Annotated in this window: 25 protein-coding genes; 9 read left to right on the forward strand and 16 right to left on the reverse strand. The window is 61.6% G+C overall.

Annotation, left to right across the window (positions count from 1 at the left end; genetic code table 11):
• Positions 1-43 precede the first annotated feature (43 nt).
• From NL154_RS06450 to NL154_RS06470, 5 genes are all read right to left on the reverse strand, one after another.
• Complete coding sequence (locus tag NL154_RS06450; protein WP_434733803.1) at positions 44-2083, reverse strand: prolyl oligopeptidase family serine peptidase; 2040 nt, start codon at positions 2081-2083, stop codon at positions 44-46.
• Positions 2084-2150: 67 nt separating this feature from the next.
• Positions 2151-2999, reverse strand: coding sequence for a polysaccharide deacetylase family protein (locus NL154_RS06455; RefSeq protein WP_210628401.1), 849 nt, complete (start codon positions 2997-2999; stop codon positions 2151-2153).
• 125 nt (positions 3000-3124) lie between these two features.
• Complete coding sequence (locus NL154_RS06460; RefSeq protein ID WP_210628400.1) at positions 3125-5008, reverse strand: ABC-F family ATP-binding cassette domain-containing protein; 1884 nt, start codon at positions 5006-5008, stop codon at positions 3125-3127.
• Positions 5009-5167: 159 nt separating this feature from the next.
• A complete protein-coding gene (locus NL154_RS06465; protein WP_434733804.1) occupies positions 5168-6226 on the reverse strand; it encodes a GGDEF domain-containing protein in 1059 nt (352 codons plus the stop codon).
• Between the two features lie 147 nt (positions 6227-6373).
• Complete coding sequence (locus tag NL154_RS06470; protein WP_434733805.1) at positions 6374-6883, reverse strand: DinB family protein; 510 nt, start codon at positions 6881-6883, stop codon at positions 6374-6376.
• A 138-nt stretch (positions 6884-7021) separates the two neighbouring features.
• On the opposite strand from NL154_RS06470, the gene NL154_RS06475 reads away from it, so the two are divergent.
• The gene (locus tag NL154_RS06475; protein WP_210628397.1) at positions 7022-7711 is read left to right on the forward strand and encodes a glutathione S-transferase family protein; all 690 of its coding nucleotides are present in this window, start codon (positions 7022-7024) and stop codon (positions 7709-7711) included.
• An 81-nt stretch (positions 7712-7792) separates the two neighbouring features.
• Entirely contained in the window at positions 7793-8215 is a 423-nt protein-coding gene (ndk, locus tag NL154_RS06480) for a nucleoside-diphosphate kinase (RefSeq protein WP_004680549.1), read from the forward strand.
• A gap of 72 nt (positions 8216-8287) precedes the next feature.
• Here ndk and NL154_RS06485 read toward each other — a convergent pair whose 3' ends face one another.
• A complete protein-coding gene (locus tag NL154_RS06485) occupies positions 8288-8791 on the reverse strand; it encodes a hypothetical protein (RefSeq protein ID WP_221147302.1) in 504 nt (167 codons plus the stop codon).
• On the reverse strand, positions 8788-9333 hold the full coding sequence (locus tag NL154_RS06490) for a CGNR zinc finger domain-containing protein (RefSeq protein ID WP_434733806.1): 546 nt from the start codon (positions 9331-9333) through the stop codon (positions 8788-8790). Before NL154_RS06490 ends, NL154_RS06485 begins: the two co-directional genes overlap by 4 nt.
• A gap of 64 nt (positions 9334-9397) precedes the next feature.
• Between NL154_RS06490 and NL154_RS06495 the strand changes: the two genes are divergently transcribed.
• Positions 9398-10294, forward strand: a complete 897-nt coding sequence (locus tag NL154_RS06495) for an ABC transporter permease subunit (protein ID WP_434733807.1) — start codon at positions 9398-9400, stop codon at positions 10292-10294.
• Position 10295: 1 nt separating this feature from the next.
• On the opposite strand, the gene NL154_RS06500 is transcribed toward NL154_RS06495, so the two are convergent.
• The 5 genes from NL154_RS06500 to NL154_RS06520 form a co-directional block, all read right to left on the reverse strand.
• A complete protein-coding gene (locus NL154_RS06500) occupies positions 10296-10754 on the reverse strand; it encodes a molybdenum cofactor biosynthesis protein MoaE (protein ID WP_434733808.1) in 459 nt (152 codons plus the stop codon).
• 149 nt (positions 10755-10903) lie between these two features.
• Positions 10904-11158, reverse strand: a complete 255-nt coding sequence (moaD, locus tag NL154_RS06505) for a molybdopterin converting factor subunit 1 (RefSeq protein ID WP_221147298.1) — start codon at positions 11156-11158, stop codon at positions 10904-10906.
• Positions 11155-11745, reverse strand: coding sequence for a CDP-diacylglycerol--glycerol-3-phosphate 3-phosphatidyltransferase (gene pgsA / locus NL154_RS06510; RefSeq protein WP_011424811.1), 591 nt, complete (start codon positions 11743-11745; stop codon positions 11155-11157). Before pgsA ends, moaD begins: the two co-directional genes overlap by 4 nt.
• Positions 11746-11903: 158 nt before the next feature.
• On the reverse strand, positions 11904-13943 hold the full coding sequence (gene uvrC, locus NL154_RS06515) for an excinuclease ABC subunit UvrC (RefSeq protein ID WP_434733809.1): 2040 nt from the start codon (positions 13941-13943) through the stop codon (positions 11904-11906).
• Complete coding sequence (locus NL154_RS06520) at positions 13940-14707, reverse strand: SDR family oxidoreductase (RefSeq protein WP_210628392.1); 768 nt, start codon at positions 14705-14707, stop codon at positions 13940-13942. The genes uvrC and NL154_RS06520 overlap by 4 nt, the downstream gene beginning before the upstream one ends.
• A 364-nt stretch (positions 14708-15071) precedes the next feature.
• Here NL154_RS06520 and NL154_RS06525 point away from each other — a divergent pair, with 364 nt between their 5' ends.
• Entirely contained in the window at positions 15072-15707 is a 636-nt protein-coding gene (locus tag NL154_RS06525) for an outer membrane protein (RefSeq protein WP_011424814.1), read from the forward strand.
• A 95-nt stretch (positions 15708-15802) separates the two neighbouring features.
• On the opposite strand, the gene NL154_RS06530 is transcribed toward NL154_RS06525, so the two are convergent.
• Both NL154_RS06530 and NL154_RS06535 read right to left on the reverse strand, forming a co-directional pair.
• Entirely contained in the window at positions 15803-16399 is a 597-nt protein-coding gene (locus NL154_RS06530) for a glutathione S-transferase (RefSeq protein WP_210628391.1), read from the reverse strand.
• A 60-nt stretch (positions 16400-16459) separates the two neighbouring features.
• Entirely contained in the window at positions 16460-17329 is an 870-nt protein-coding gene (locus NL154_RS06535) for a 23S rRNA (adenine(2030)-N(6))-methyltransferase RlmJ (protein WP_434733810.1), read from the reverse strand.
• A gap of 16 nt (positions 17330-17345) precedes the next feature.
• Between NL154_RS06535 and NL154_RS06540 the strand changes: the two genes are divergently transcribed.
• The 3 genes from NL154_RS06540 to NL154_RS06550 all read left to right on the forward strand — a co-directional run bounded on the left by NL154_RS06540 (position 17346) and on the right by NL154_RS06550 (position 21453).
• On the forward strand, positions 17346-19550 hold the full coding sequence (locus NL154_RS06540) for a molybdopterin-containing oxidoreductase family protein (protein WP_434733811.1): 2205 nt from the start codon (positions 17346-17348) through the stop codon (positions 19548-19550).
• Positions 19547-20137, forward strand: a complete 591-nt coding sequence (locus NL154_RS06545; RefSeq protein ID WP_221147296.1) for an NUDIX domain-containing protein — start codon at positions 19547-19549, stop codon at positions 20135-20137. Before NL154_RS06540 ends, NL154_RS06545 begins: the two co-directional genes overlap by 4 nt.
• 146 nt (positions 20138-20283) lie before the next feature.
• The gene (locus NL154_RS06550; RefSeq protein ID WP_221147295.1) at positions 20284-21453 is read left to right on the forward strand and encodes an alpha-D-ribose 1-methylphosphonate 5-triphosphate diphosphatase; all 1170 of its coding nucleotides are present in this window, start codon (positions 20284-20286) and stop codon (positions 21451-21453) included.
• 619 nt (positions 21454-22072) lie between these two features.
• Here NL154_RS06550 and purN read toward each other — a convergent pair.
• Together purN and purM are read right to left on the reverse strand one after the other, a co-directional pair.
• Positions 22073-22744 (reverse strand): phosphoribosylglycinamide formyltransferase, encoded by a 672-nt coding sequence (gene purN, locus NL154_RS06555; RefSeq protein ID WP_210628386.1) that lies wholly within the window; start codon positions 22742-22744, stop codon positions 22073-22075.
• Entirely contained in the window at positions 22741-23814 is a 1074-nt protein-coding gene (gene purM, locus NL154_RS06560) for a phosphoribosylformylglycinamidine cyclo-ligase (RefSeq protein ID WP_221123400.1), read from the reverse strand. The genes purN and purM overlap by 4 nt, the downstream gene beginning before the upstream one ends.
• A gap of 244 nt (positions 23815-24058) precedes the next feature.
• Here purM and NL154_RS06565 point away from each other — a divergent pair, with 244 nt between their 5' ends.
• The gene (locus NL154_RS06565) at positions 24059-25183 is read left to right on the forward strand and encodes an AI-2E family transporter (protein WP_210631656.1); all 1125 of its coding nucleotides are present in this window, start codon (positions 24059-24061) and stop codon (positions 25181-25183) included.
• Positions 25176-25889 carry a DnaA regulatory inactivator HdaA gene (hdaA, locus tag NL154_RS06570; RefSeq protein ID WP_210628384.1) on the forward strand — a complete coding sequence of 238 codons (714 nt, stop codon included), beginning with the start codon at positions 25176-25178 and terminating at the stop codon, positions 25887-25889. The genes NL154_RS06565 and hdaA overlap by 8 nt, the downstream gene beginning before the upstream one ends.
• Positions 25890-25922: the final 33 nt, after the last annotated feature.

The raw sequence follows: 25922 nt of genomic DNA on the forward strand, positions 1-25922 counted from the left end.
TTGTAGCAGAAAGAAGAGCGCCGACAAGCTCTGCTCCTCTATCCTATTGCATGATGGTCTCGCGAAGGAAGCTGTAACCCATCGCCGCGCGGGCGGCGCGCTCCTCGGAACTGCCGTCGCCGCCATGCCCGCCCAAGCCGAATTCGTGGAAGAGCAGCTGATGTCCTTCTTCCTCCAGCCTCGCGGCAAAACGGCGTGCGTGCGAGGGATGCACGCGATCGTCATTGCTGGAGCTTTCAATATAGATCGGCGGATAAGTGACCTCGCCGGCCGGCCTGATATTGTGAAGCGGCGAATAGCCGAGCATGAACTCCCGGTCCGCTGGCGTCTCCGGATCGCCATATTCGTCCATCCACGCCTGGCCGGCGCTGAACAGGTGGAAGCGTGTCATGTCGAGCACCGGCACCTGGCACCAGACCGCGCCGAAATCGTGCGGGTAGCGCGTCAGCATCACACCCGTCAGCAGGCCGCCATTGCTGCCGCCCTGGCAGGCAATCCGCGATGGCACGGTGTAGCCGCGAGCGACGAGATCGCGGGCGATGGCGACGAAATCGGCAAAGGCCCGGTCTCGCCCCTGCCGCTTGGCGCTGCGATACCAGTCAGGGCCAAATTCACCGCCGCCGCGGATATAGGCCTGCACATAGGCGCCGCCTTGCTCCAGCCAGCGGCCGATTACACCGGAGTAATTCGGCGACAGCGAGACATCGAAGCCACCATAGCCGTAGATCAGCACCGGCAGCGCTCCCTTGGTCCACTGTCGCGGCAGCACCAGTTGGTAGACGACCCTGGTTCCGTCCTCGGACACAGCCTCCAGCAGTTCCGACGACATATCGGTCGCATCGAAATAGCTCGGCGCTGCTGCGATGAAGATCGGCTCCGGCTCTCTGCTGCGATCGGAGAGTTCGAGGCGGTAGCAGGTCGGCGGCTGCAGGAAACCCTGGCCGACGATGTGGAGTGTGTCGTCGCCAAGATGCAGATCCGCATGGAGCGGCCTGACATAAGCCGTCTGCATCTCCGCCGGCAGCACGATTTCCCGCTGTTCGGCATCGGGCTTTGTCAGGTCGAGCACCAGAAGACGCGGGCGCAGCCGGTCGGAAACGATGAACACGCACCATTCGCGCATCAGCATCATCTGCGAAATAGACTGGCCCTCGCCAGGCTGAAACAGGATCCGTTCCGGCCCGAGCAGCGCCCGTGAGGCGGGATCGAAGGATTGCAGCACGAGGCTGCCGGTCGCAACGCGCTCATCGGTCTTTGCCCGCCAGAGGCAATGATTATGATTGAACTGAAAATCTGCCTCCTTGGGCAGATCGATGCGCCGTTGCCCGCCATCATCGGCAATGAGGAAAGCGCTGGCCACGCCGATTTCGTGGCTGGTGACGAAAATGTCGATCAGCCCGGCATTCGCCGAAGCGCCAAATAGGGCAGGGTCGATAACGAGATTGGAGCCATACACATCCTCATCGGCGGCTTCGAACATGATGGCGGCATCTTCCGGCCGCTGCCCGCGCTTCAACCGCCGCCCGACGCGCGGCCATCCCGAGCGGGTGGCCGAAAATCGGTCGATCGAGCCGAAATAACAGATCTCATCGCGGCTCAGCCAGGTGGCATGCGACCGCGCGGCGGGCGTGTCGAAACCGCCCTTCACGATCTGTTTGCCCTCGGCGTCGAATTCGAGCAGGCGGATGAGGTCTGAGCCGCCGTCCGAAAGCATCAGCAGAACGCGCGTCGGCTCCCACGGGCAGGTGACAGCGCCGCGCCAGCTCCAGCGCCTGCCTTCGTCCAGACAGAAGGCGTCGAGATCGAAGACTGGCTCCCAATCGGCCTCCGGCAACGGCTGCTGGCCGGCTGCCAGGCGCAGCCAGACCCCGAGCGTATTGTCCTTGCTCTGCCGGAAATCGAACAGCCAACCGCCGCGGCGCATCGGCACGATCAGCCTGTCCTGCCGCTCGATCAGCGCCTTGATCGCCTCACGATCTTCGGCAAATTGCGGCGTTCTCAATACCGTGTCGGAGAGCGCATTGTGTTCGGTGATGAATTGGCGGGTGCGCGGATCATCGTCCGTTTCGAGGTGAAGGTTCATAGCTGACCTGCCGCGTGCATTGACGTCGCCCAGATCTAGGCAGCCGGTCCCGGCTTGGCAAGCCGCCTTAGCGGGTCATCACCAGATCGGCCGAGGCGACGAGGTTGCTTGGCGCCTCCGGCTTCTTGAATTTCAGCGTCACGACATTGTAGCCCTCGGCTTCGAGATCCGAAAGCAGAGTCGGCAGCATGGTTACCGTACGTTTATGGATGTCGTGCATCAGGATGATGCCGCGGCCGCGCTTGTGCAGCAGGGCCATCGTCCGCTGAGTCACGGAGAGCGGCGTTGTGGCGAAATAGTCCTTGCTGTCGATATCGACATCCATGACCACCATATCGCGCATGGCGATCGCGGCACGCAGTCTGTGGCTTTCGGCAAGATAGGGGAAGCGGAAGAAGGCGACGTCGGTTCCCGTCGCCTTGGTCACCGCCAATTCGCCCTTGATCACCTCGGCCATCGCCGCGTCGAAATCGAGCGAACTCAGGTTGGCGTGGTCATAGGTGTGACTGCCGATCGCATTGCCGTCCATCGCCACCTTGCGCGCCAGCGCGGGATACATCTCGGCCATCTCGCCGACCATCATGAAGGCACCCTTGACGCCGAACTGGTCGAGGATCGCCAGCACCTTGTTCGTCCGGCCGAGGATCGGGCCATCGTCGAAGCTCAGGATCACTTCCTTGTCCTGCAGCTTGAGATCGGCAAGCGAGGAAACCTCCAGCGTCCGCCCGGCCAGATGGTGCCAACCGGTCATGCGCGGCGCTTCATCATCCTCGGAGCGCTTGCCGGAAAACGTCCGTCCCTCCGGCGCAATCACCGAGGCGGTTTTGATCGAGGTGTCGGGGGCTTGTCTGGTCGTGCTGCAGGCGGAGAGGGCGGCCGCAAGGGCGATGCAGGAAAGAACGAAAAATCGATGCATGGAAAGGGCTCAACAAATCAGTAATGAATGTTGAGACAACCTTTCGAATTATGGTTAACGATCGGTTGAGATCGGCAGAAATTGTGGTGACGCCGCGCTCCGCCGCGTTTCCCAAAAGACTGTGGCTAGCCTCCCATTGCCTCTTCATATTCGGTTGACAGCATCAGCCACTCTTCCTCGGCAGCAGTCAGTTTTGCCGCTGCCTCGCCACGCTGTTTTGCCTTTTCCGCGGCTTTGGCAGGCGTCTTCTCATAGAGAACAGGATCCGCAAGCTCCGCATCAAGAGCCTGAATCTGTTTCTCCAGCTTCGCCGTCAAGGATTCGATTTCGTTGATCTTTTTCTTCAGCGGCGTCAGCGAGGCGCGCCTTTCGGCATTGAGCTTGCGCTGGTCGGCCTTCGAGGTCGTATCGTCGCTGGTCTGCGGCCTCTCTTCTTTTTTCTTACCGGAACTAACGATGAGGTCGCGGTATTCGTCCATGTCGCCTTCGAAGGTGGTGACAGTGCCGCCGTTGACCAGCCACAGCCGGTCGACGGTTGCCTCGATCAGGTGGCGGTCGTGCGAAATCAGGATGACTGCACCGTCATAATCGTTCAGCGCCTCGATGAGGGCACGGCGGCTGTCGATGTCGAGATGGTTGGTCGGCTCGTCGAGAATGAGCAGGTTCGGCGCATGGAAGGCGGCAAGCCCCATCAGCAGACGTGCCTTCTCGCCGCCGGAAAGGTCTTTGGCGGCGGTAGCCATCTTTTCGGTCGCCAGCCCCATCTGCGCAACGCGGGCGCGCACCTTGGCCTCCGGTTCGGCCGGCATCAGCCGGCGCACATGTTCTACCGCCGACTGCTCGGGGATCAGGTCGTCGAGCTGATGCTGGGCGAAAAAACCGATCTTCAGGCTCGGCGCAACCTTTACTTCGCCACTCTCCGGCGACAATCGCCCTGAGATGAACTTGGCGAAGGTCGACTTGCCGTTGCCATTCGAGCCGAGCAGGGCGATGCGATCGTCGTTGTCGATGCGCAGGTTGAGGTTCTTCAGGATCGGCTTGCCGGGTTCGTAGCCGACGGCGCCGCCCTGGATTGCGACGATCGGCGAGGCGGGCTGCTTCTCCGGCTCGGGGAAGGTTATCGGCTGCACATGGTCCTCGATCACGGCGGCGACCGTTCCCATGCGCTCGAGCGCCTTGACGCGCGACTGTGCCTGCCGGGCCTTGGAAGCCTTGGCCTTGAAGCGATCGATGAAGCTCTGCAGATGTTTGCGCGCCGCCTCGTTTTTTGCCTTTGCCTTCGTCTGCAGCTCGTCGGCCTCAGCCTTCTGCCGCTCGAACTGGTCGTAGTTGCCGCGGTAGAAGGTGAGTTTTTTCTGATCGAGATGAACGATGGAGTTGACCGCATTGTTCAGGAGATCGCGGTCGTGGCTGATGATGATGACCGTATGCGGATAACGGCGGATATAGTCCTCCAGCCACATCGTGCCTTCGAGATCGAGGTAGTTTGTCGGCTCGTCGAGCAGAAGCAGGTCCGGCTCGGCAAACAGTACGGCGGCGAGCGCTACGCGCATGCGCCACCCACCGGAGAAGGAGGAGGCGGGGCGGGCTTGCGCCGCCTGGTCAAAGCCGAGACCGGCAAGGATGCTCGCAGCCCGCGCTTCGGCCGAATGCGCATCGATATCGACGAGGCGCATCTGGATTTCAGCGATGCGATGCGGGTCGCTTGCCGTTTCCGCTTCGGCAAGCAGGGCCGCCCGTTCCTTATCGGCCGCAAGCACGATCTCGATCAAGGAATCCTCGGTTCCCGGCGCTTCCTGGGCCACCTGACCGATACGCGCCGCCTTCGGGATCGACACCGCCCCGGTCTCCGAACCGAGATCGCCGGTGATGACGCGAAACAGCGTGGATTTGCCGGCGCCATTGCGCCCGACCAGCCCCGCCTTCGTGCCCGAAGGCAACGAAACGCTGGCATTGTCGAGAAGCAGACGTCCGGCGATGCGGGCGGAAATGTCGGTAATCGTGATCATGGCCGGCGTTTTGGCCGAAACTGCCCGCCAAGGCAAGACCGCTTATCCCCCGGCGAGCTTGCTCGTCCGGCCGCGAGCCCGCTCGTCCCCCGGCGAGCTTGCTCGTCCGGGCGAACACGCTCGTCCCCCGGCGAGCTCGCTCGTCCGCGCCGACAGCACTCAAACGCCTGAGCGGCCGAAAGCCTGGACCGGCAGGCGGCGGTTCGATTGCGCGGCAAGCAGCGCGACGCGGGCGTTGGCCTGGAGCTGTCCCGGTGTTGCCGCATCGGCGCTGAGCGCCAGGCCGACCGAGATGGTCAGTCTGCCGCTATCACCCTTGTCGGAGGTGGCGAAGACGAGATTTTCTTCGACGGAGGCGCGCAGGCGCTCGGCGATAGCAATCGCATCCTGCATGCCGACATTGGCAAACAGCAAGGCGAATTCGTCGGCCTCTGTGCGGGCGACGAAGTCGTTCTTCTTCACCGACTTCCGAAAGAGGGCGGCAAGCTTCTTCAAGAGCTTGTTGCCTGCCTGAGTGCCGTATCTGTCGTTGAACTCGGTGAAATCGTCGATATCGACCATGATCAGCGCGCTGCCGGCGGCACCCTCTTCACGTTCGTAGAGTTCGGTGATCTGCCGGTTCAGCGCGATGCGGTTTGCAAGGCCGGTAATCTTGTCGGCGACGGTGGCCGATTGCATCGCCGAAATGCCGCGCTCCAACGTTTCCAGCCTGTTGATGTCGTCCTGCAGTCTGGCGCCGATTTCCATCTCCGCCGACATCACCGTTGCAAGCGAGGCGGAGAGGTAATCGACCTCGCCGATGAAGGCGGCAAGGCTCTGGTCCTCGTGACCACCGACAGATTTCAGGATCGTGCCACAGGCGCGAGCAAAGGCGTCTCTGTGCCGCAATCCTTCGGCAAGCCTTTCCGCCACCGCGCGCAGCGTCCGGCTGGCCTCGTTGCGCGACGTCTCGCCCGCCAGCCCGCAATGGCCGACGAGGCGGTATTTCAGCCCGAGTTCGTCGAGCATCGACTGCTGCGGCTGCGATCCGAGCGCCGCGATATCCTGCGCAAGACCAGGATTGTGCCCGATGATCGCCTCATGAAAGAGTTCGTAGTTGCGTGGCAGTGCGGCGACGTTGAGCCGCGCCATGTGCTGGGCGATCTTCTGGATATCCGTCATTGACCCTGGGCGTACAGGCTCCCGCGCCACCAGTGCCTTTGTACTTGCATTCTGCATGACGAACCCCTCGCGCCTGGTCTCATTACTCTCACGTCTGCTATGCTCGCAAGCTTTTAAGAGAGGCTGAATTTACGAAGGGAAGCGCCGGATTGGCGATGGGAACCGGCAAAGGCGGTTAATTCAGTCTTGATGGAGACGGCTGCCTCACATCCACTCGCGGCCTTCGCCGCGCAGAAAGTAGATAAGGTCCAGCCCGAGGCTCGGTTTGCCCAACGCCGTCAGCGTCATATGGCACTGGCCGCGGTGATGCGTCTGGTGATTGAAAAGGTGCGCGAGCGCGCTCGACAGTGGCTGAGTGATCCGGATCGGCTGCGTCACCGGGGCATAGGTGAAGTCACCGGCAAGGCTCGCCTCATCGAGCGTACTTGTCCAGGCAATGATGCGCTCGTCCTCCGCCTTGCGTGCGGCGGCAAGCGCATCCAGCTCTTCGAAAAGCACGGCATCGAGAGTCGCCGGCGCTTCGCCGATGCCGGTGAAACGCCTCATCCATATCCGGTCGGCGACGAGCAGGTGATTGAGCGTGCGATGCAGCGAGCCGAAGAAGGCGCCGCGGTCCCTGCGGAATTCCGTCTCGCTGAGTTCGGCCGCAGCCTCATAGACTTGGGCATTGGCCCAGCGGTTATAGGCCGCGAACATCCTGAAATGTCTAAGCATATATTTCCCCTGACGTTGCTGGAGCAGTCTAGCCGGTTTCCCAAGTAATCCGAGTGATGGCGCCATGAAATTTCCTGATTTGATCACGCTCGCTTTCTGTCGTCGAATGCAGGCAGATCAGACCTCGAAAGGATTATCATGACCAGAGCCCTCTATTCCCTCTGCGGCGCCGACGAACGGCGCTTCTTTTCGCCCCATTGCTGGAAGGCGGTGATGGCGCTCGCGCATAAGAGGCTCGATTTCGAGGAGCTCCCCACAACCTATGCCCGCATCCGCGAAATCGGCGGCGGCGTCTCGTCGACCCTGCCCGTGCTCGACGATAACGGCCGGCTGATCTCGGACAGTTTTGCCATCGCGCTCTATCTCGAAGAGGCATATCCGGAGCGGCCGTCGCTGTTCAATGGCGAGGGCGGCAAGGCGGTGTCGCGCATGGTCGAGGGCTATTCGCAGATGATCATCCACCCGGCGATCATGCGGATCGCCCTTCTCGATATCCACGCGATCCTGGACGAAGGGGACAAGGCGTACTTTCGTCAGAGCCGCGAGGTCAGGCTCGGCAAGCCGCTGGAAGTCTTTGCTGCCGACAGCGAGGCGGAGAAGGCTGCCTTCGGCGCCAAGCTGGAGCCGCTCCGTCACATGCTGAAGTTCCAGCCCTTCATCGGCGGGCAATCGCCGCTCTTTGCCGATTATATCGTCTTCGGCGCGCTGCAATGGCTGCGCGTGTCCGCAGGGCTGGCCATGCTGGCCGCCGACGATCCCGTCGTCGCCTGGTTCGAACGCTGCCTCGATCTTCACGAAAGCCGCGGCAGGACTGTGACAGCGGCGTGAATTTGCCGCCGACCCCTTGTTTTCGGGCGTTGGGGCGGGTAAAGACCGCCCACTTTTCCCGAGAAAACAGAGGATCTGACTATGGCGATTGAACGCACCTTCTCGATGATCAAGCCGGACGCAACCAAGCGCAACCTGACGGGCGCCATCACCAAGATGCTCGAAGATGCCGGCCTGCGCGTCGTCGCCTCCAAGCGTGTCTGGATGAGCCGCCGCGAAGCTGAAGGCTTCTACGCCGTTCACAAGGATCGCCCCTTCTTCGGCGAACTCGTCGAAGGCATGACCTCCGGTCCAACCGTCGTCCAGGTTCTGGAAGGCGAAGGCGCGATCCTCAAGAACCGCGAAATCATGGGCGCGACCAACCCGGCCAACGCTGACGAAGGCACGATCCGCAAGGTCCATGCGCTGTCGATCGGCGAAAACTCCGTGCATGGCTCCGATGCCCCGGAAACGGCTGCCCAGGAAATCAAGTACTGGTTCTCCGACACCGAAATCGTCGGCTGAGGCCGCGCTTCGGCATTGCCTCGCAATACCTTGAATTGACTCTTGAAAGCCGGGGTGTCGCTCCGGCTTTTTCTATGATGGACACTTGTCGGTGTTCGAGAAATCGACGCTGCCGTCAGGCTTGAAGACTTCCGGGTTCTTGTCATAAAGCGCGCCGACGACGAGCGGCTTGCTCGGCAGTACGGTTTGGTCGAGGTCGGAGCGGAACTCAGTCTTCAATTGCTGAAGCACCTTGCCGTCCTTGTCGACCAGCCGGACATTCACCGAATAGGGGCGGTCCTTGCGCACGCAGTGCAGGTTTTCGCTCTGCAGCGCGATCTTGTCGTCGATCGGGTAGATTTTCTGGTTCAATATCAGCGGCGCGCCGCCCACGGGGTTTTCGAATTCGGCGATGATGACCGAGCCATCAGGGATCGGGCCGGTCTTCTTCAGCGTCAGCAGATAGGTGGCGCTCGCCACCCGATAGTTGAAGACGAAGAGGTGGCCGGTGACTTCGACGAGGTTTTCGGCCTGACGCTGGCAGGCGGAAAGCAGAAGCCCCGTGGCAGCCGCCGCTACGATCAGATGTTTTCTCATGGCGTCTCCTCCTTCTTGCGGCGATAGTGACGGTTCGCCTTGGCGCGGTTGCCGCAGACCGCCATGTCGCACCAGGCGCGGCTCCTGTTCTTGCTGCGGTCGATGAACAGCCAGCCGCAATTGCCGCAGATCTTCATGCGCTCAGGATCCGGCATGGCAATCAGCCTGAGCGCCGAATGGGCGGTCGCCGCGGCCAGATTGCCGGGATTGGTTCCACGCAAGATATTGGCCACCGCTTCCAGTAGCCCGGCCAGCAATTGGTTGTCGCTGCCGTCCAGTATACGCTTGCGGAAATAGAGGTCGATCGCTTCCCTCAGCGCGAAGAAATCGGCCTCGTCTTGTGCTGCCAGCGGTGCGATCTCGCCGAACAAGGCCCGTTCGGCGCAGAATTCGGCGGCGGCGCGCGGGAAGTTCCGCATCTGCTCGCGGCTCGCGAAGCGGTCGATCCGCCGCTTTGGGTCGTCGCGCAGCACGACGGTGTTGGCGACATCCAGCGCCAGCGCGCCGCCGGCAAAACGGTGAGGGGTCCAGGAAAAGCTCATGATGAAATTATAACTGGCGAAATAGGTTTTACCAGTTATAATTTGCTGACGCGGAGTTCTCGGAATGGCCTATCTTCTGCAGCAGCTGACGAATGCGGTGCCGCTTGCCGCCCTCTATGCCGCGCTCGCCTTCGGTTATGCCGTTGCCTTCGGCGTGACCAAGCGGGCCGACATCACTTATGGGGCGATCTTCGCCTTTTCGGGCCAGATCCTGTTGCTCTTTACCGAGCTCGCCTATGTCAGGTTCTGGCTGGTGCTGCCGGCCGCCCTTGCCATCGGCGCCTGCGCCGCGATTGTCTATTCGCTGACGGCGGGCATCTGGATCGGCCGCTCGATCATGCTGCCGCTCGCCAGCAAATCGCCGAATACCGTGATCGTTGCCGCCCTCGGCATCATGATCGTGTTGATGGAAACCGCCCGCCTTGCAGCCGATACAAGGGCGATCTGGCTGCCGCCGTTCCTGAACGACGTCGTCGTCTTCTGGAGCGACGGTCCGTTCAAGGTGACGCTCACCTATATCCAGCTGATCGACACGGCGTTGATGTCGGCCATCGTCGCGATCGGTGCGCTGATCCTCAGGCGCACGGCCTGGGGCCGCCTCTGGCGCGCCGTCACCGACGATCCGCTGGCCGCCGAGCTCTGCGGCACCAGCGCCAGCCTTGTCTTCCTTGTCGCCTATGCGGCAGCCGCGCTCGTCGCCACCCTCTGCGGCATCCTCGCCACCTTTTACTACGGTTCGATGGATTTCGGCGCGGGCCTGATGTTCGGGCTCAAGGTACTGCTGATCGCAGCCGTCGGCGGCTATTCCGATCCGCTGCGTTCGGCAGGCGGTGCTGCCGGGCTTGCCGTCATCGAAACCATGTGGGGCGCCTATGGCGCCTTCGTCTGGCGAGACCTGGTGATCTTCTCGCTGCTGGTCCTGCTTCTGGTCATGAGCCGCAGGGAGCGCGTGGTTCTCTAACTTATTTCCACTTGTCGCGCGCGGCATCGTCGGCGTCTTTCGCCGCGACCCAGTCGCCGGCGGCGCCATCCTTGCCGTGTTCCTTCTTCCAGAAGGGGGCTGCGGTCTTCAGGAAATCCATGACGAAATTGGCGCCGTCGAACGCCGCTTGCCGATGCGGCGCGGCTGCGACGACGAGCACGATATTCTCGCCAGCGGCGATCTTGCCATAGCGGTGAATGGCGGTGAGGCCGAGTAGCCCGAAACGGGCGATGGCAAGCTCGCCGATGCGGGTCATTTCGGCTTCGGCCATGCCGGGATAATGCTCGAGCTCGAGGGCGGCCAGCGTGCCGCCTTCATCGCGGCATAGGCCGGAGAAGGTCACGACGGCGCCGATGCCGGGCTTGTGCTTGGAGAGCCGGTCGACCTCGGCCTGCAGTTCGAAGTCCTCGCGCTGGACGCGGATGGTGGGGGTGGTCACCTCACAGACCTCCGTTAATTTGGAAGGTCACCGGTACCCAGCACTCCCTCATTCCTGTCCTCGGGTCAAGCCCGAGGACAAGAATGAGGGAGAGAAACGAAGGCGCAGTCCTAGCCATTGTATGCTTCCAAAGCCCGACTGGGCGGCAATCACCCCCCCGTCATCGGCGGAAAAATCCCAATCTCGCGTGCGGCGCCGATCGGCTCGTCATGCTCAACATGCTCCATGTCGAGCGCCACGCGGATCACCTCGGGATATTGAAGTGCGGCTTCATATTCCTCGCCCAACGTCTTCAAATGATTCAGAAGATCGGCGACGGTGACGACGGAGGAGGGGAGGTCGATCTCCTCATCACCCTTGCCGATGCGCTCGCGCACCCAGGCGAAATAGACAAGCCGCGTCATTCCTCGTCATCCACGATATGTTTCAGCCCGGCACGGAAATAGTCGTAGCCGGTATAGATGGTCAGCAGTGCCGCGATCCACAAGAGCGCGATGCCGGTCTGCGTCGTATAGGGGAAGATCTCGTCGCCGGCCGGGCCGGCAAGCAGGAAGGCGATGGCGACGAGCTGCAGCGTCGTCTTCCACTTGGCGATCCGTGTCACCGGCACGCTGACCTTCAGCGCCGCCAGATATTCGCGCAGGCCGGAAACCAGGATCTCACGGCAGAGAATGATGATTGCCGCCCAGATCGACCAGCCGGCGATGGTCTGGTCGGCCGCGACAAGCAGGAGGATCGAGGCGACCAGCAGCTTGTCGGCGATCGGATCGAGCATCCGGCCGATATTCGACGTCTGGTTCCAGATGCGCGCGAGATAGCCGTCGAGAAAATCGGTGATTGAGGCGATGATGAAGATCCACAGCGCTACCCAGCGCGCCGTATTGCTGATCGACAGCCTGCCCTCGACGAAGAAGCAGAGAACGATCAGCGGCACGGCGAGGATGCGGCCGTAAGTCAAAAGGTTGGGAAGGCTGTACGCACGCGATGCCATGGATCGTTTCTCTGAATTGAAGCGCCGCTGCCGCGCCGCGTCTTTACGAAAACCGATTCCGATTTTCGGGTCGATGTAGATGACGGCTTTGGCCGGCGACCGTCAACATTCTTTCTGTCTTTTCACCGCCATTGCGTGGAATTTGCGACGGCCGCCGCTTATTTCGCGGCGTCGTCGTGGAAATGGTTATAGACCTGCTTTGCCACGGCTTCCGAAATACCTTCCACCGCCATGAGGTCGGACAAAGCGGCACGCGAAACCGCCTTCGCCGTGCCGAAATGCTGGAGCAGCGCGCGTTTGCGTGACGGGCCGATGCCGCCGATCTCGTCGAGTGGGTTCTTGACCATTTCCTTCTTTCGCCGCACCCGGTGCGAGCCGATCGCGAACCGGTGCGCTTCGTCGCGCATGCGCTGGATGAAATAGAGCACCGGATCGCGCGGCGGCAATGTGAAACTCTCGCGTCCCGGCGCAAAGAAGCGCTCCCGCCCGGCGTCGCGGTCGACACCCTTGGCGACGCCGATCGCCGTCACGCTGTCGGTGATGCCGAGCTCGGCCAGGATGGCGCGCACCGCCGTCATCTGCCCCTGGCCGCCGTCGATGAGGATCACATCCGGCCAGGCGGGGAAGGGCATGTCGGCGGCGTCGGCAGCTGCTGCCTGCGCCGTCCGAACGGGAATACCTTCCTCCTTGATCAGCCGCGAGAAGCGCCGCGTCATCACCTCCTTCATCATTCCGAAGTCGTCGCCGGGAGTGATGTCGGTCGATTTGATGTTGAACTTGCGGTATTGGTTCTTCACGAAGCCTTCCGGCCCCGCCACCACCATGCCGCCGACGGCGTTGGTGCCCATGATATGCGAGTTGTCGTAGATCTCGATGCGCTGCGGCGCATAGGCGAGCCCGAAGGTTTCCTTGAATCCTTCGAGCAGCCGCGACTGCGACGCCGTCTCGGCAAGCTTTCGCCCATGCGCTTCGCGCGCATTGCCGACCACATGCTCGACGAGATCGCGCTTCTCGCCGCGCTGCGGCACGAGGATGGAAACCTTGTGGCCGGCCTTTTCGCTGAGGGCCGCGGCGAGAAGTTCCAGTTCCTCGACCGTTTCCGACAGCATGATCTGCTTCGGCACCGGCTTGTCGTCATAGAACTGCGCGAGAAAGGCATTCAGCACTTCGGCGCTTGAAAGCTGCGGGTCGGCCTTCGGGAAATAGGCGCGGTTGCCCCAGTTCTGCCCGGTGCGGAAGAAGAAAACCTGGATGCAGGAGACGCCGCCTTCATGATGGATGGCGAAAACGTCGGCCTCTTCGACACCGGCCGGATTGATACCCTGGTGGCTTTGCACATGCGACAGAGCGGCCAGACGGTCGCGATAGATCGCCGCCCGCTCAAAATCGAGATCCTCGGCCGCCTGGTTCATGGCTTCGGCCATGTGCGACTTCACCTTCTGGCTCTTCCCGGACAGGAAATCCTTGGCCTCCTGCACCAACTCGGCGTAACCGGCATCGCTGACCTCATGCGTACAAGGCCCCGAACAGCGCTTGATCTGGTAGAGCAGGCACGGCCGCGTGCGCGTTTCGAAGACGCTGTCAGTGCAGGTGCGGATCAGGAAGGCCCGCTGCAACGAATTGATCGTGCGTCCGACCGCGCCGGCCGAAGCGAAAGGCCCGAAATAGTCGCCCTTCCGCGCCCTGGCGCCGCGATGCTTGAAGATGGCCGGCGCCCGGTGATCCCCAGTAATGAGAATATAGGGAAACGACTTGTCGTCGCGCAGCAGCACGTTAAAGCGCGGCCGCAAGCGCTTGATCAGATTCGCTTCCAAGAGCAGCGCTTCGGTTTCCGTGCGCGTCGTCACGAATTCCATATTCGCCGTATGGCGGACCATCTGGGCGATGCGGTTGGAATGCACACGGCCGACGGCGTAGTTGGCGACGCGCTTCTTCAGGCTGCGCGCCTTGCCGACATAGAGCACATCGCCTTCGGCGTTGAACATGCGATAGACGCCGGGGCTGTTCGGCAGCCGCTTGACGAATTCGCCGATCAATTCGGCGCCGACAAGCCCGGTCTCGTTGAGGCTGCCGGCATTCCAGTCGACCGCAGCCGCCAGAGGGGCGGCGGAAACCTCGCCTTCCACCTCGATTTCGTCTTCGCTCTCATCCGTATCGTCGTAGAGAACGCCGCCATCCGGCAGCTTTCGTCCGTTCATTCCTTAATCTCCGCCACATCGGGCGTCTGCCAGGCAAGGTGCTGGCCGCCGTCGAGGGCAATCATCTGGCCGGTGATCGAGGGCGTGTCGTAAAGGAAGCGAATCGTTTGTCCGAATTCTTCCAGTGCCGGCCCTCGCTGCAGGATAAGGGCTGAGACCTGCGCTTGGAAGTCCTCCAGTGACTGCCGCTCGCTCGGCATCGAGGGGCCGGGGCCGATCGCATTGACGCGAATACGTGGCGCCAATGCCTGGGCGAGCGTCTGCGTTGCCGTCCACAGCGCGGACTTGGAGAGCGTATAGGAGTAGAAGCTGGGCCTCAGTGCCCAGACCCGCTGATCAATGATGTTGACGATCATCCCCGCTGCCTGAGCTGGCACCTGCTGCGCGAAGGCTGCCGAAAGGATCGACGGCGCACGCACATGCAGGTCGAAGTGCAGCGCCCATGTGTCGGCGTTGAAACTACGTGCGGAATCATGCTGGAAGACCGACGCATTATTGACGAGCAGATCGAGAGGCCCGAGCGCTTCCGACGCCTTCGCGATCAGTTCGCCCGCTTCGCCGATATCGGTAAGGTCGGCCTGCAATGCGGCCGCCCTTTGTCCCTTTCGCCGCAATTCCGCCGCCAGCTCTTCCGCTTCGCGGAGGGAGCTGTTGGCGTGGATCGCAACGGAAAAGCCATTTGCAGCAAGGTCTTCGGCGATTGCCCGGCCTATTCTCTTGGCCGCCCCCGTTATCAGGGCTGAGCGAAGTCTTTTGTGGTTCAAAATCTTGCCTTCTGATCCCGCGAGTCTGTGTGCAGCCTATATAAGGGCGGGCGGAGATTATATAAATAGGCAGCCACGGTTGCATCTGCGGTTGGGATATTCTATGTATTATTTAATAATGTGATTTCTTAAAATAAGTATTTTAAGTTTAACCATTAGGTAGGGTTAATGAAACCTATGTTGCTCTCAAGCAACATCGAATTTCCGCCATCCGGCAGCCACAATGATATCACAATTTGGCTCTTTCAAATCCGCATTTCAGTTCCAATTTCAGTCTCGATCCGGAAGGGACATCTGGCAATTTCCCCGCCAATGCTTCGCTGATAGACAGATGAAAGCGGCGCGGGACTGAAAGGAGAAAAGTATGCGTGTACTCATTGCTGGCCTCATGGCCTCTGCTTTTGCAATCGCGGGCGTTTCGGCAGCTCAGGCGGCTGATGCCGTCGACCAGGTTCCGGAAGCACCGGTCGCCCAGGACGCCCCGGTCAAGCCGGCCGGCAACTGGGAAGGCTTCTATCTCGGCGGCGCCGGCACCTACAACATGGGTGACTTCGGTTCCGATCGCCACACCTACGGTTTCGGCGGCCAGGTCTTCACCGGTTACAACTGGCAAGCAGGCCAGATCGTTTACGGCGTTGAATCCGATCTTGGCTACAGCGGCGATGACGTCTCCTCGGGCGGCGTCAAGAACAAGTATGGTTGGAACGGCTCCGTCCGCGGCCGAGTCGGCTACGACATGAATCCCTTCCTGCTCTACGGTACGGCTGGTCTTGCCCTCGGCAATGTCAAGGTTTCCGACGGCACCTCGGACGAAAGCAAGACGAACTACGGCTATACGGTCGGCGCCGGTGTCGAAGCCTTCGTGACCAACAACATCACGACCCGCCTCGAATATCGCTACACCGACTACCAGAGCAAGGACTACGACCTCGACTCCGGCAGCTTCTCGCGCGGTTACGACGAGAACAGCGTCAAGCTCGGTATCGGCGTCAAGTTCTAAGCCGATTGACCCTTCCGAACATGCAGAAGCCGGGCTCATCGCCCGGCTTTTTGCTGTCCGCTCATGGTTTGCAGGCGCTCCGTTTCGGCTCCGGATCAGGCGCTGGCCTTGAGCTCGCGATGAGCCGGGAATTTCTTTTCGAACTCAGCCAGCCAGTCGATCAGCGGCGCATGCTCGGCTTCCCACTGGTCTTTAAAACGCAGGTCGAGATAGTCGAGCGTGGCGGCCAGCGCGAAATGTCCGCCATTGAGCTTCTTGCCTGTTTTTGGCGGCTTGGCGCCGAGATGGGCGAGTCCGGCCGTCACCTTCTTCCATTGCCGGTCGATCCAGGGCTGGTGAACCTTCTCCTCGTCACGGAAGCGGCGCTCGTAGACGATCGTGAGCAGGCAGTCGCAAATGCCGTCGCAGAGCGCTTCGAGCACTTCCGCATCCGTCCGCTTGCTTTTCTTGGCAGGATAGAGCCCGCCTTCCGTCAGCCGGTCGAAATAATGCATGATCGCCACGCTGTCGAAGATCGAGGTCCCGTCATCGGTCAGAAGCGTCGGGATCTTGCCGAGCGGATTGTTGTCCACGAGGATCGCCGGCCCGGTGTTGGTGTCGACCCGGATGGCATCCAGTTCGATGCTCAGAAAATGCGCGGCCATGCGCACCTTGCTGGAGTAGGGCGAGGCGGGCGAGCAGAGAAGTTTCATGGGGCACCTGGCGAGACTGTGGAGCTGCGGTGCCGACTATTTCCGAAGCCGGTTGCCCGGTCAATCGGCCTTGACCATCTTGTTCTCACCGCGCAACCAGAAGGCGCGGTGCGAGGCGAAACGGTCCTGCGCAAGATGGTCCTTCAGCGCCGGCAGCATCTGGTGCAGCTCATCCTTCAAGGTAAAGGGCGGATTGACGATGACGAGGCCGGAGCCGGTCAGTCCGGAAATGCCGCGGTCGCTGCGCACGCTGAGTTCGGCGCAAAGCATCTTCGGGATGTCGAGCGCCTGCAGAGTCTCGTGGAATTCCTTGATCGGCGCGCCCTTCTTCAACGGGTACCAAAGGCAATAGGTGCCGCCGGGAAAGCGGCGATAGGCCTTTTCCAGCCCGGCGGCGAGGCGCTGATATTCGTCCTCTTCCTCGAAGGGCGGATCGATGAGCACAATGCCGCGTTTCTCCTTCGGCGGCAGATGCGCGCCGAGCGCCAGCCAGCCGTCGAGTTCGGTGATGCGGGCATGGTGATCGCCCTCGAATAGCCGGTGCAGGCGGGCGTAATCCTCGGGATGCAGCTCCATCGCCGACAGCCGGTCCTGCGGCCGGAACAGCATGCGCGCAAGTTTCGGCGAGCCCGGATAGAAGCGGATGCCATCCTCGGGATTGAGTTCGCGGATGGCCGAGAGGTAGGGCTCCAGCAGCTCGGAGACCTGAGGCCCGAGTTCGGCCACGATTAATTTGCCGATGCCAGCCTGCCACTCGCCGGTTTTCTGCGCTTCCTCGGAGGAGAGGTCGTAGAGGCCGATGCCGGCATGCGTGTCGAGCACGCGGAAGGCGCCTTCCTTCTTCTGCATGTAGCGGATCAGCCGCGCCAGCACGGCATGTTTCAACACATCGGCAAAATTGCCCGCGTGGAAGATATGGCGGTAGTTCATTTTCGCTGATGCCCGTATGAATTCGTATCATGGGGAGTTTTTCTGGCTTTTGGCCATGCAGGCCTTGGCATATACAAATGCCATGAACATTGCGACCCCCATCAACGCCAAATCCCCGAAGCTGGGCAGCAAGATCGGCCACACGGCCTGTCCGCACGACTGTCCCTCCACTTGCGCGCTGGAGGTTGAGATATCGGAGGACGGCCGCATTGGCCGCGTGCGCGGCGCCGGCGACCATTCCTACACCTCGGGCGTCATCTGCGCCAAGGTCGCCCGGTATGCCGAGCGACTCTACCATCCCGACCGGCTGATGCACCCCTTGCGCCGCGCTGGCCCCAAGGGGGCAGGGCAGTGGCAGCAGATTTCCTGGGACGATGCGCTGGATGAAATCGCCGAAGCCTTCGTGAAGGCCGAGGCGAGGGACGGCAGCGAGGCGGTCTGGCCCTATTTCTATGCCGGCACCATGGGCTGGGTGCAGCGCGATTCGATCGATCGCCTGCGTCACGCCAAGCGCTATTCCGGCTTTTTCTCGTCGATCTGCACCAACCCGGCCTGGACCGGCTTCACCATGGCGACCGGCGTGCTCCGCGGGCCTGATCCGCGCGAGATGGGCCGCACCGATTGCGTCGTCATTTGGGGCACCAATGCCGTCTCGACCCAGGTCAACGTGATGACCCATGCCATCAGGTCGCGCAAGGAGCGCGGCGCCAAAATCGTCGTCATCGATATCTACGACAACCCGACTATGAAGCAGGCCGATATGGCTCTGATCGTCAAGCCGGGCACTGATGCCACGCTCGCCTGCGCCACAATGCACATCGCCTTCCGCGACGGCTATGCCGATCGTGACTACATGGCGAGATATGCCGACGATCCCGAAGGTCTGGAAGCGCATCTGAAGACGAAGACGCCCCAATGGGCCGCTGCCATCACCGGCCTGTCGGTCGAGGAGATCGAGGCCTTTGCCCGCCTCGTCGGCATGACGAAGAAGACCTTCTTCCGCCTCGGCTACGGTTTCACCCGCCAGCGCAACGGCGCGGTCGCCATGCATGCGGCCGCCTCGGTCGCCACCGTTCTCGGCTCCTGGCAATATGAGGGCGGTGGCGCCTTCCATTCGAACAGCGATATCTTCCGCATGAACAATGCGGAACTGACCGGCCGGTCGATGAAGGACGGCGATATCCGCATGCTCGATCAGTCGCAGATCGGCCGCGTGCTGACCGGCGATCCGGTGGCGCTGCGCCATCGCGGCCCGGTGACGGCGATGCTGATCCAGAACACCAATCCCGCCAACATTGCTCCCGAGCAGCGCCTCGTCAGGCGCGGGTTCGCCCGCGACGATCTCTTCGTCGCCGTCCACGAGCAGTTCATCACCGAAACGGCCGAGATCGCCGATATCGTCATCCCGGCGACCATGTTCGTCGAGCATGACGATATCTATCGAGCCGGCGGCCAGAACCATATTCTGCTAGGACCGAAGCTGGTCGAACCGCCACCGACCGTGCGCACCAATCTCTTCGTGATCGAGGAGCTGGCAAGCCGCCTCGGCGTCGCCGATCGCCCCGGTTTCGGCCTTACCGCCCGCGAGATGATCGACCGCATCCTCCAATCGAGCGACCTGCCGGACTACGACCATTTCCTCGAACACAAATGGTTCGATCGCCAGCCGGCTTTCGAGGACGCCCATTTCCTGAACGGCTTTGCCCATCCGGACGGCAGGTTCCATTTCCGCCCCGACTGGATCAACCAGCCGGCGCCGAACAAGCCGCCGGCCGCAATCGGCGCGCTCGGGCCGCATGCCGAACTGCCGGCCTTCCCCGATCAGGTCGATATCATCGAAGTTGCCGATCCAGAGCATCCCTTCCGTCTCGCCACGTCGCCGGCGCGCAACTTCCTGAATTCGAGCTTTTCGGAGACCAAGACGTCTCGTCAGAAAGAAGGCCGTCCCGAGGTGATGATCAATCCTGTCGATGCCGAAGCCAACGGTGTCGCCCATGGCGATCTCATCCGCATCGGCAACAGCCGCGGTGATCTCCGCATCCATGCCCGTATCACCACCGAGGTGAAGCCGGGCGTGCTGATCGCCGAGGGCCTCTGGCCGAACAAGGCGCATGTCGACGGCGAGGGCATCAACGTCCTGACGGGCGCCGACCCGGTCGCGCCCTATGGCGGAGCGGCCGTTCACGACAACAAGGTCTGGCTTCGCAAGGACGCAGCATGATGCAGCCGAAATCACGGGTAAGGATTGTCAGCGAGGAAACGCTGTCGAATGGGTGGACGCGGCTCGCCAGCTATCTGCTCGACTATATCGACCGTAACGGCGCGACCCAGCGGTTGAAGCGGGAGGTCTACCACCGCACGCCGGCCGCCTGCATTCTACTTTATGATCCGAAACGCGATCTCGTCGTCCTTGTCCGCCAGTTCCGTCTTGCCGTGCATCTCAACGGCGACCCCGCCTGGGTGATCGAAGTGCCGGCCGGCCTGCTCGACGATGACCATCCCGAACAGGCGATCCGCCGTGAGGCGATGGAGGAGACCGGCTATCGCCTGCGTGAGGCGCGCTTCCTATTCAAATGCTACATGTCGCCGGGCGCAATCAGCGAAGTCGTCCACGTCTTCGCAGCCCTGATCGACACCGCCGACCGCGTGGCCGAAGGCGGCGGGCTGGACGAGGAGCATGAGGACATCGAGGTTCTGGAAATTCCTCTCGACGAAGCCGCCCGGATGATAGAGACCGGCGAGATTTTCGACGCCAAGACGATCATGCTTTTGCAATGGGCCGCGTTGAACCGGGATAGGATCGGATAATGGGGCGAGCCGTCAGGGGTGATCTTTCGATTGCCCATGATGGCTCCGGCATTGAGCCGCCAGCGCTCGAAAATTCATACGTTTGTCACGAAGCGGTTCTATCCGCTGCGGTTTGTCGATCATCGGATGCAGTCAGGAGAAAGCCCATGTGGCTCAGCAATTTCACCCTCGTTCTCCCAGACGAGGTGGTGAGCGAAGGTTCCGTGCTTGTTGAGGACGGCGCCATCGCCGAAATCCGGCCGGAGCCGGTTGCCGGGGCTGCGATCGATGGCGGCGGGCGGCTGCTGATGCCGGGCTTCGTCGACCTGCACGGCGACATGATCGAGCGCGAGATCGCGCCGCGGCCGAACGCGACGATGCCGATCGATTTCGGCATCCACGAGCTCGACAAGAAACTTGCCGCTGCCGGTGTGACCACCGCCTTTGCCGCGGTCTCCTTCGCCACCGAAAGCGTCTACGGCCATGTCCGCTCGCTGGAGACGACTTCGGCGGTGATCGAGGGCATCAACCGTCTGCGTAACGATCTGCTGATCGACCACCGCGTTCACGCCCGCTATGAAATCACCAATGTCGGCGCAGCACCTGCGCTCGAGCGCCTGCTGAATGCCCACCAGATCGACATGGTTTCGCTGACGGACCACACGCCGGGCCAGGGCCAGTACAACAACCTGCAGAGCTATATCCTCAGCATTTCCGAGCGCCGCGCCATCTCCGAGGAGATGGCCGCTGAGATCGTCGCCAAGCGCATCGCCATGCGCAGCAATCCTGACATCGAGGCCCAGCTGCGGGAGATCGTCGCGCTGTCGCTGAAGCACAAGCTGTCGCTCGCCTCGCATGACGACGACAGCGTCGAGAAGGTCGCAGAAATGCACGATCTCGGCGTCACCATCAGCGAGTTTCCGGTCACCGCACCCGCGGCCGAAGAAGCGCGCCGCCGCGGCCTCTGGACGCTGATGGGCGCGCCGAACGCGCTGCGCGGCCAGTCGATGTCGGGCAATCTCAGCGCGCTCGATGCCGCCAGGGCCGGCCTGCTCGGCGTCATCGCCGCCGATTATCACCCGGCCGCCTTCGTACCCGGCATCTTCAAGCTCGCCGACACGGTGGAAGGCGGCCTGCCGGCCGCCGTCGCCATGGCGACCGGCAACGCGGCCCGCTCCGCAGGACTCTCCGATCGCGGCGAAATCGCCATCGGTCAGCGCGCCGATCTGGTCGTCGTCGAGCGGGGCGAGATCAACCGCATCCGCGCCACCTTCCGCGCCGGCCAGTTCGTGTATAGCGACGGCACCCTGCATCCATTGCGGGCGCTGGCGGCTTAGCTGCAGGTTTGAACGTCGATGAAGAGATACCTCCGAGGCGAGCTTTCTCATCGGCGGTGCCCGACTATCACATTTCTCCGGAACAAGACTGGCAAGGATGGGGAATCAAGATGTCATCTGAGCCACGGTTGCTACACAAGGAATGGGGGCTCCTGCCGCTCGTTTTGAGTGGAATTGGGACGATATCTGTATTCATCATATCGATTTACTACGATAACCAATACGGAATTTCGTATGTCTATGTAGGTGGAGAGTATATAGAATGCGAAAAGTCGGTTGCTTCTTTGTTGAAGGCCATTGTCTTGGTATACAAATATCCCGGTTTGGCTCTTCTGATTATCTCATTTATTTCGGTAATTTTCTGTTGTGTCCATGACAGAGGTATATTTATCTTTATTACAATATGTCTCATATTTTTTAGCTATCCATTTGCTACCATGTGGGGTGGAGCCAGGATTGTTCTAAGTCAATCATCGACAGTGACGCTGTGCGAGAGGGGAAGTTACGGCTCGGTTGCGATCCACCTTCCGATGTTGTTTTTGTCGTCCTACGTCATCATTGGAAATATGGTTCTGCTGACCAAGCGATGGTTCGGGGGGAGAACCAGCAATACCGATATCTAACCGCAGTCGCCGATCAGCGAAATCAGCTGGGCCTTAGGCGCCGCCGTTGAAGCCTCGAAGCCGACGGCCTTGCCGCCCTCCATCGCCACACGCCCCTCGGCAAAGAGCCGCAGCGCCCTCGGATAGATCTGATGCTCGACGGTCAGCACCCGTGCGGCCAGGCTTTCGGCGGTGTCGGCGGAAAAAACCGGAACGGCGGCCTGGCCGATCGTCGGTCCCTCATCCATGCCTTCGGTGACAAAATGCACCGTGCAGCCTGCGATGCGCATGCCGGCGTCGATGGCGCGCTGATGCGTGTGCAGCCCTGGAAACAGCGGCAGCAGGGAAGGGTGGATGTTGAGCATCCGGCCTTCATAACGCTGGATGAAGGTCGCCGTCAGCAGCCGCATGTAGCCTGCGAGGCAAAGGATATCGGGGGAGAGCGTGTCGAGCGCGGAAAAGATCGCCGCCTCGTGCGCTTCCTTGCTGGCGTAGTCCTTGCGGGGGAAGGCGAAGGTGGCGATGCCTTCGGCCGCCGCCTTGGCAAGTCCACCGGCATCCGCCTTGTCCGAGATCACGCCGACGATCTCGGCAGGGTAGTCGGTGGCCTTGGCCGCCGCAACCAGCGCCATCATGTTGGAGCCACTGCCTGATATGAAGACGACGACGCGTTTGCGCTTCATGCTCATATGGCAAGCGTGCCCTTGTAGACCGTGCCGGCAGCGCCTTCGTCGCGCGCAATCATCCGGCCGAGCGTGATAACCTTTTCGCCTTCGGCTTCGAGCACCTTCGATACCGCGGCGACATTTTCCCCAGCGACAACGACGATCATGCCGACGCCGCAGTTGAAGGTGCGCAGCATTTCCTTGGCTTCGACGCCGCCGGTTTTGGCGAGCCACGAGAAGACCGGCGGCACGTTGACGGCATTGAGATCGATCTCGGCCGCCAGATGCCTCGGCAGCACGCGCGGAATATTTTCCGGGAAGCCGCCGCCGGTGATGTGGGCGAGCGCCTTCAGCGCGCCGGTCTCGCGGATCGCCTTCAGAAGGGGCTTCACATAGATGCGGGTCGGCTCGAGCAGCGCTTCGCCAAGCTTCTTGGCTTCGGCAAAGGGCGCCGGCGCGTCCCAGCCGAGGCCGGACAGTTCGACGATCTTGCGCACAAGCGAAAAGCCGTTGGAATGAACGCCGGAGGAGGCAAGGCCGAGGATCACGTCGCCCTCGGCAATATCGCCTGACGGCAGCAGCTTGCCGCGTTCGGCCGCACCGACCGCAAAACCGGCGAGATCATAGTCGCCGGAGGAATACATGCCGGGCATTTCGGCCGTCTCGCCGCCGATCAGCGCGCAGCCTGCCTCGCGGCAGCCGGCGGCAATGCCGCCGACGATCGCCGCACCCTGGTCGGGATCGAGCTTGCCGGTTGCGAAATAATCGAGGAAGAACAGTGGCTCGGCGCCCTGGACCACGAGGTCGTTGACGCACATGGCGACGAGGTCGATGCCGACGGTGTCGTGGTAATCGGCGTCGATCGCGATCTTCAGCTTGGTGCCGACGCCGTCATTGGCGGCGACGAGAACCGGATCGGTAAAGCCCGCCGCCTTGAGATCGAAGAGCCCGCCGAAGCCGCCGATCTCGCCGTCAGCGCCCGGCCGACGCGTCGAGCGCACTGCCGGCTTGATCTTCTCGACGAGGAGGTTGCCGGCATCGATGTCGACGCCCGCATCGCTATAGGTCAGGCCGTTTTTTCCAGACTGGCTCATGCTGGTCTCCGATGGCTATTTCCAGGCGGCAGACGCGCCGCGTCATCTGCCGGTCGCAATTGCATGACAGGGGCCTTTATGCAAGCGTCGCATGGCAAAAGCCTCCAATTTCCCGTGTCTTTAATCGGCCTTTCCGGGATTTGGCGTGACAGGGTTGACCATCTTTGCGCCTGCATCCTATGTGCTGAATGGCCGCGTCGGACAAGAGGCGGCGTTCGACGGCGGCGAGCGAAACGGGGAAGCAATGCCACAGCATGTCAGCGGCAACAGTCTGAAGCGCCAGATCTTCTTCTGGCTGGCCGTGCTCGTCTTCTTCATCGCCTTTCTCTATGTCTTCAGCTCGATCCTCTTGCCGTTCATCGCCGGCATGGCGATCGCTTATTTCCTCGATCCCGTCGCCGACCGGCTGGAGCGCCTGGGCCTCAGCCGCTTGATGGCGACGGTCGGCATTCTGATCGCCTTTGTCATCGTCTTTGCGCTGGCGCTGATGATCCTCATTCCCGTGCTGATCAGCCAGTTCAACGATTTCGCCGAGCGCTTGCCGAGTTATATCAGCCAGCTGCAGAAATTCATCGCCCAGTCGCAGCATTCGCTGCTGCCGCCGTGGATCAGGAGCCAAGTCGGCACGATCAAGGATAATTTCTCCGGCATCCTCTCCGAAGGCATGGGGTTCCTGACGGGACTCTTCGCGCAGATCTGGAATTCCGGCAAGGCGATTGTCGACGTCATCTCGCTGCTCGTCGTCACTCCCGTCGTCGCTTTCTATATCCTGCTCGATTGGGACCGCATGGTCGCCAAGGTCGACCAGTGGATCCCGCGCGATTACGTCAGCGATGTCCGCCAGATCGCCAGCGAGATCGATCAGGCGATCGCCGGCTTCATCCGCGGTCAGGGCTCCCTCTGCCTTATCCTCGGCATCTATTATGCCGCCGGCCTTTCCCTCGTCGGGCTGAACTTCGGCCTGCTGATCGGCCTCTTCGCCGGCATGATCAGTTTCATTCCCTATGTCGGCTCGCTGGTCGGCCTCGTTCTTGCCGTTGGCGTGGCAATCGTGCAGTTCTGGCCGGATTATCCCTGGATCGGACTTGTGCTCGTGGTTTTCTTCAGCGGCCAGTTTTTCGAAGGCAACATCCTGCAGCCGAAGCTCGTCGGCTCCAGCGTCGGCCTGCATCCGGTCTGGCTGATGTTTGCACTGTTTGCCTTCGGCGCGCTCTTCGGCTTCGTCGGGCTTCTGGTCGCCGTGCCGGCTGCCGCCGCCGTCGGCGTCCTTGTCCGCTTCGCGCTTTCGCGTTACCTTCAGAGCGATCTTTATTTTGGCGGGTCAGCAGACGGCCACGCCCGGAAGACGAAATCAGTACCCAATGAATGACGTGAAGAACGCTGATCCGAAGCGCAAGGCCGAAGAGCAGCTGCCGCTGGTGTTTTCGCATGATGCCGCAAGCGGGCGCGACGATCTCCTGATCTCGGAGCGTCTCGCCGCCGCCGTCTCGATCGTCGATGCGTGGCCCGCATGGGCGTCGCCGGTCGTTATCCTTGCCGGCCCGGTCGGCTCGGGAAAATCGCACTTGGCCGGCATCTGGAGAGAACACAGCGGAGCGGAGATCATTCACCCCAAGGCCGGTTCCAATGCCGCGGTCAGGGCGGCGAACGGCCCTGTCCTGTTCGAGGATGCCGATCGTCTCGGCTTCGACGACAACACGCTCTTCCATGTCATCAACAGCGTGCGCGAAAACGGCACCAGCCTGCTGATGACAAGCCGTCTCTGGCCGATGTCGTGGCCGGTTCTGCTGCCGGATCTGCGCTCTCGCCTCAAGGCCGCCACCGTCGTCGAGATCGGCGAGCCGGATGAAGCCCTGTTGTCGCAGGTGATCGTCAAGCTCTTCGCCGACCGGCAGCTTTATATAGATGACAAACTCGTGCTCTATATCGTCAACCGGATGGAGCGGTCGCTGAACGCGGCCCAGACAATCGTCGAACGGCTCGACCGGCTGGCCCTGTCGCGGGGCACGAAAATCACCCGCACTCTTGCCGCTGAAGTATTGAATGAATTGGGAAATTCGGAGCCGGCCGATTGACTGTCACAGTTCCGTCGTGAAACTGATATAATT

The sequence above is a fragment of the Rhizobium sp. YTUHZ044 genome, from assembly GCF_051123975.1.
Lineage (GTDB): Bacteria > Pseudomonadota > Alphaproteobacteria > Rhizobiales > Rhizobiaceae > Rhizobium.

Coding starts and splice junctions, on each gene's coding strand:
- NL154_RS06450 (WP_434733803.1), bottom strand. CDS start 2,083: ATGAACCTTCACCTCGAAACGGACGATGATCCGCGCACCCGCCAATTC.
- NL154_RS06455 (WP_210628401.1), bottom strand. CDS start 2,999: ATGCATCGATTTTTCGTTCTTTCCTGCATCGCCCTTGCGGCCGCCCTC.
- NL154_RS06460 (WP_210628400.1), bottom strand. CDS start 5,008: ATGATCACGATTACCGACATTTCCGCCCGCATCGCCGGACGTCTGCTT.
- NL154_RS06465 (WP_434733804.1), bottom strand. CDS start 6,226: ATGCAGAATGCAAGTACAAAGGCACTGGTGGCGCGGGAGCCTGTACGC.
- NL154_RS06470 (WP_434733805.1), bottom strand. CDS start 6,883: ATGCTTAGACATTTCAGGATGTTCGCGGCCTATAACCGCTGGGCCAAT.
- NL154_RS06475 (WP_210628397.1), top strand. CDS start 7,022: ATGACCAGAGCCCTCTATTCCCTCTGCGGCGCCGACGAACGGCGCTTC.
- ndk (WP_004680549.1), top strand. CDS start 7,793: ATGGCGATTGAACGCACCTTCTCGATGATCAAGCCGGACGCAACCAAG.
- NL154_RS06485 (WP_221147302.1), bottom strand. CDS start 8,791: ATGAGAAAACATCTGATCGTAGCGGCGGCTGCCACGGGGCTTCTGCTT.
- NL154_RS06490 (WP_434733806.1), bottom strand. CDS start 9,333: ATGAGCTTTTCCTGGACCCCTCACCGTTTTGCCGGCGGCGCGCTGGCG.
- NL154_RS06495 (WP_434733807.1), top strand. CDS start 9,398: ATGGCCTATCTTCTGCAGCAGCTGACGAATGCGGTGCCGCTTGCCGCC.
- moaD (WP_221147298.1), bottom strand. CDS start 11,158: ATGACGCGGCTTGTCTATTTCGCCTGGGTGCGCGAGCGCATCGGCAAG.
- pgsA (WP_011424811.1), bottom strand. CDS start 11,745: ATGGCATCGCGTGCGTACAGCCTTCCCAACCTTTTGACTTACGGCCGC.
- uvrC (WP_434733809.1), bottom strand. CDS start 13,943: ATGAACGGACGAAAGCTGCCGGATGGCGGCGTTCTCTACGACGATACG.
- NL154_RS06525 (WP_011424814.1), top strand. CDS start 15,072: ATGCGTGTACTCATTGCTGGCCTCATGGCCTCTGCTTTTGCAATCGCG.
- NL154_RS06530 (WP_210628391.1), bottom strand. CDS start 16,399: ATGAAACTTCTCTGCTCGCCCGCCTCGCCCTACTCCAGCAAGGTGCGC.
- NL154_RS06535 (WP_434733810.1), bottom strand. CDS start 17,329: ATGAACTACCGCCATATCTTCCACGCGGGCAATTTTGCCGATGTGTTG.
- NL154_RS06540 (WP_434733811.1), top strand. CDS start 17,346: ATGAATTCGTATCATGGGGAGTTTTTCTGGCTTTTGGCCATGCAGGCC.
- NL154_RS06545 (WP_221147296.1), top strand. CDS start 19,547: ATGATGCAGCCGAAATCACGGGTAAGGATTGTCAGCGAGGAAACGCTG.
- NL154_RS06550 (WP_221147295.1), top strand. CDS start 20,284: ATGTGGCTCAGCAATTTCACCCTCGTTCTCCCAGACGAGGTGGTGAGC.
- purN (WP_210628386.1), bottom strand. CDS start 22,744: ATGAGCATGAAGCGCAAACGCGTCGTCGTCTTCATATCAGGCAGTGGC.
- purM (WP_221123400.1), bottom strand. CDS start 23,814: ATGAGCCAGTCTGGAAAAAACGGCCTGACCTATAGCGATGCGGGCGTC.
- NL154_RS06565 (WP_210631656.1), top strand. CDS start 24,059: ATGCCACAGCATGTCAGCGGCAACAGTCTGAAGCGCCAGATCTTCTTC.
- hdaA (WP_210628384.1), top strand. CDS start 25,176: ATGAATGACGTGAAGAACGCTGATCCGAAGCGCAAGGCCGAAGAGCAG.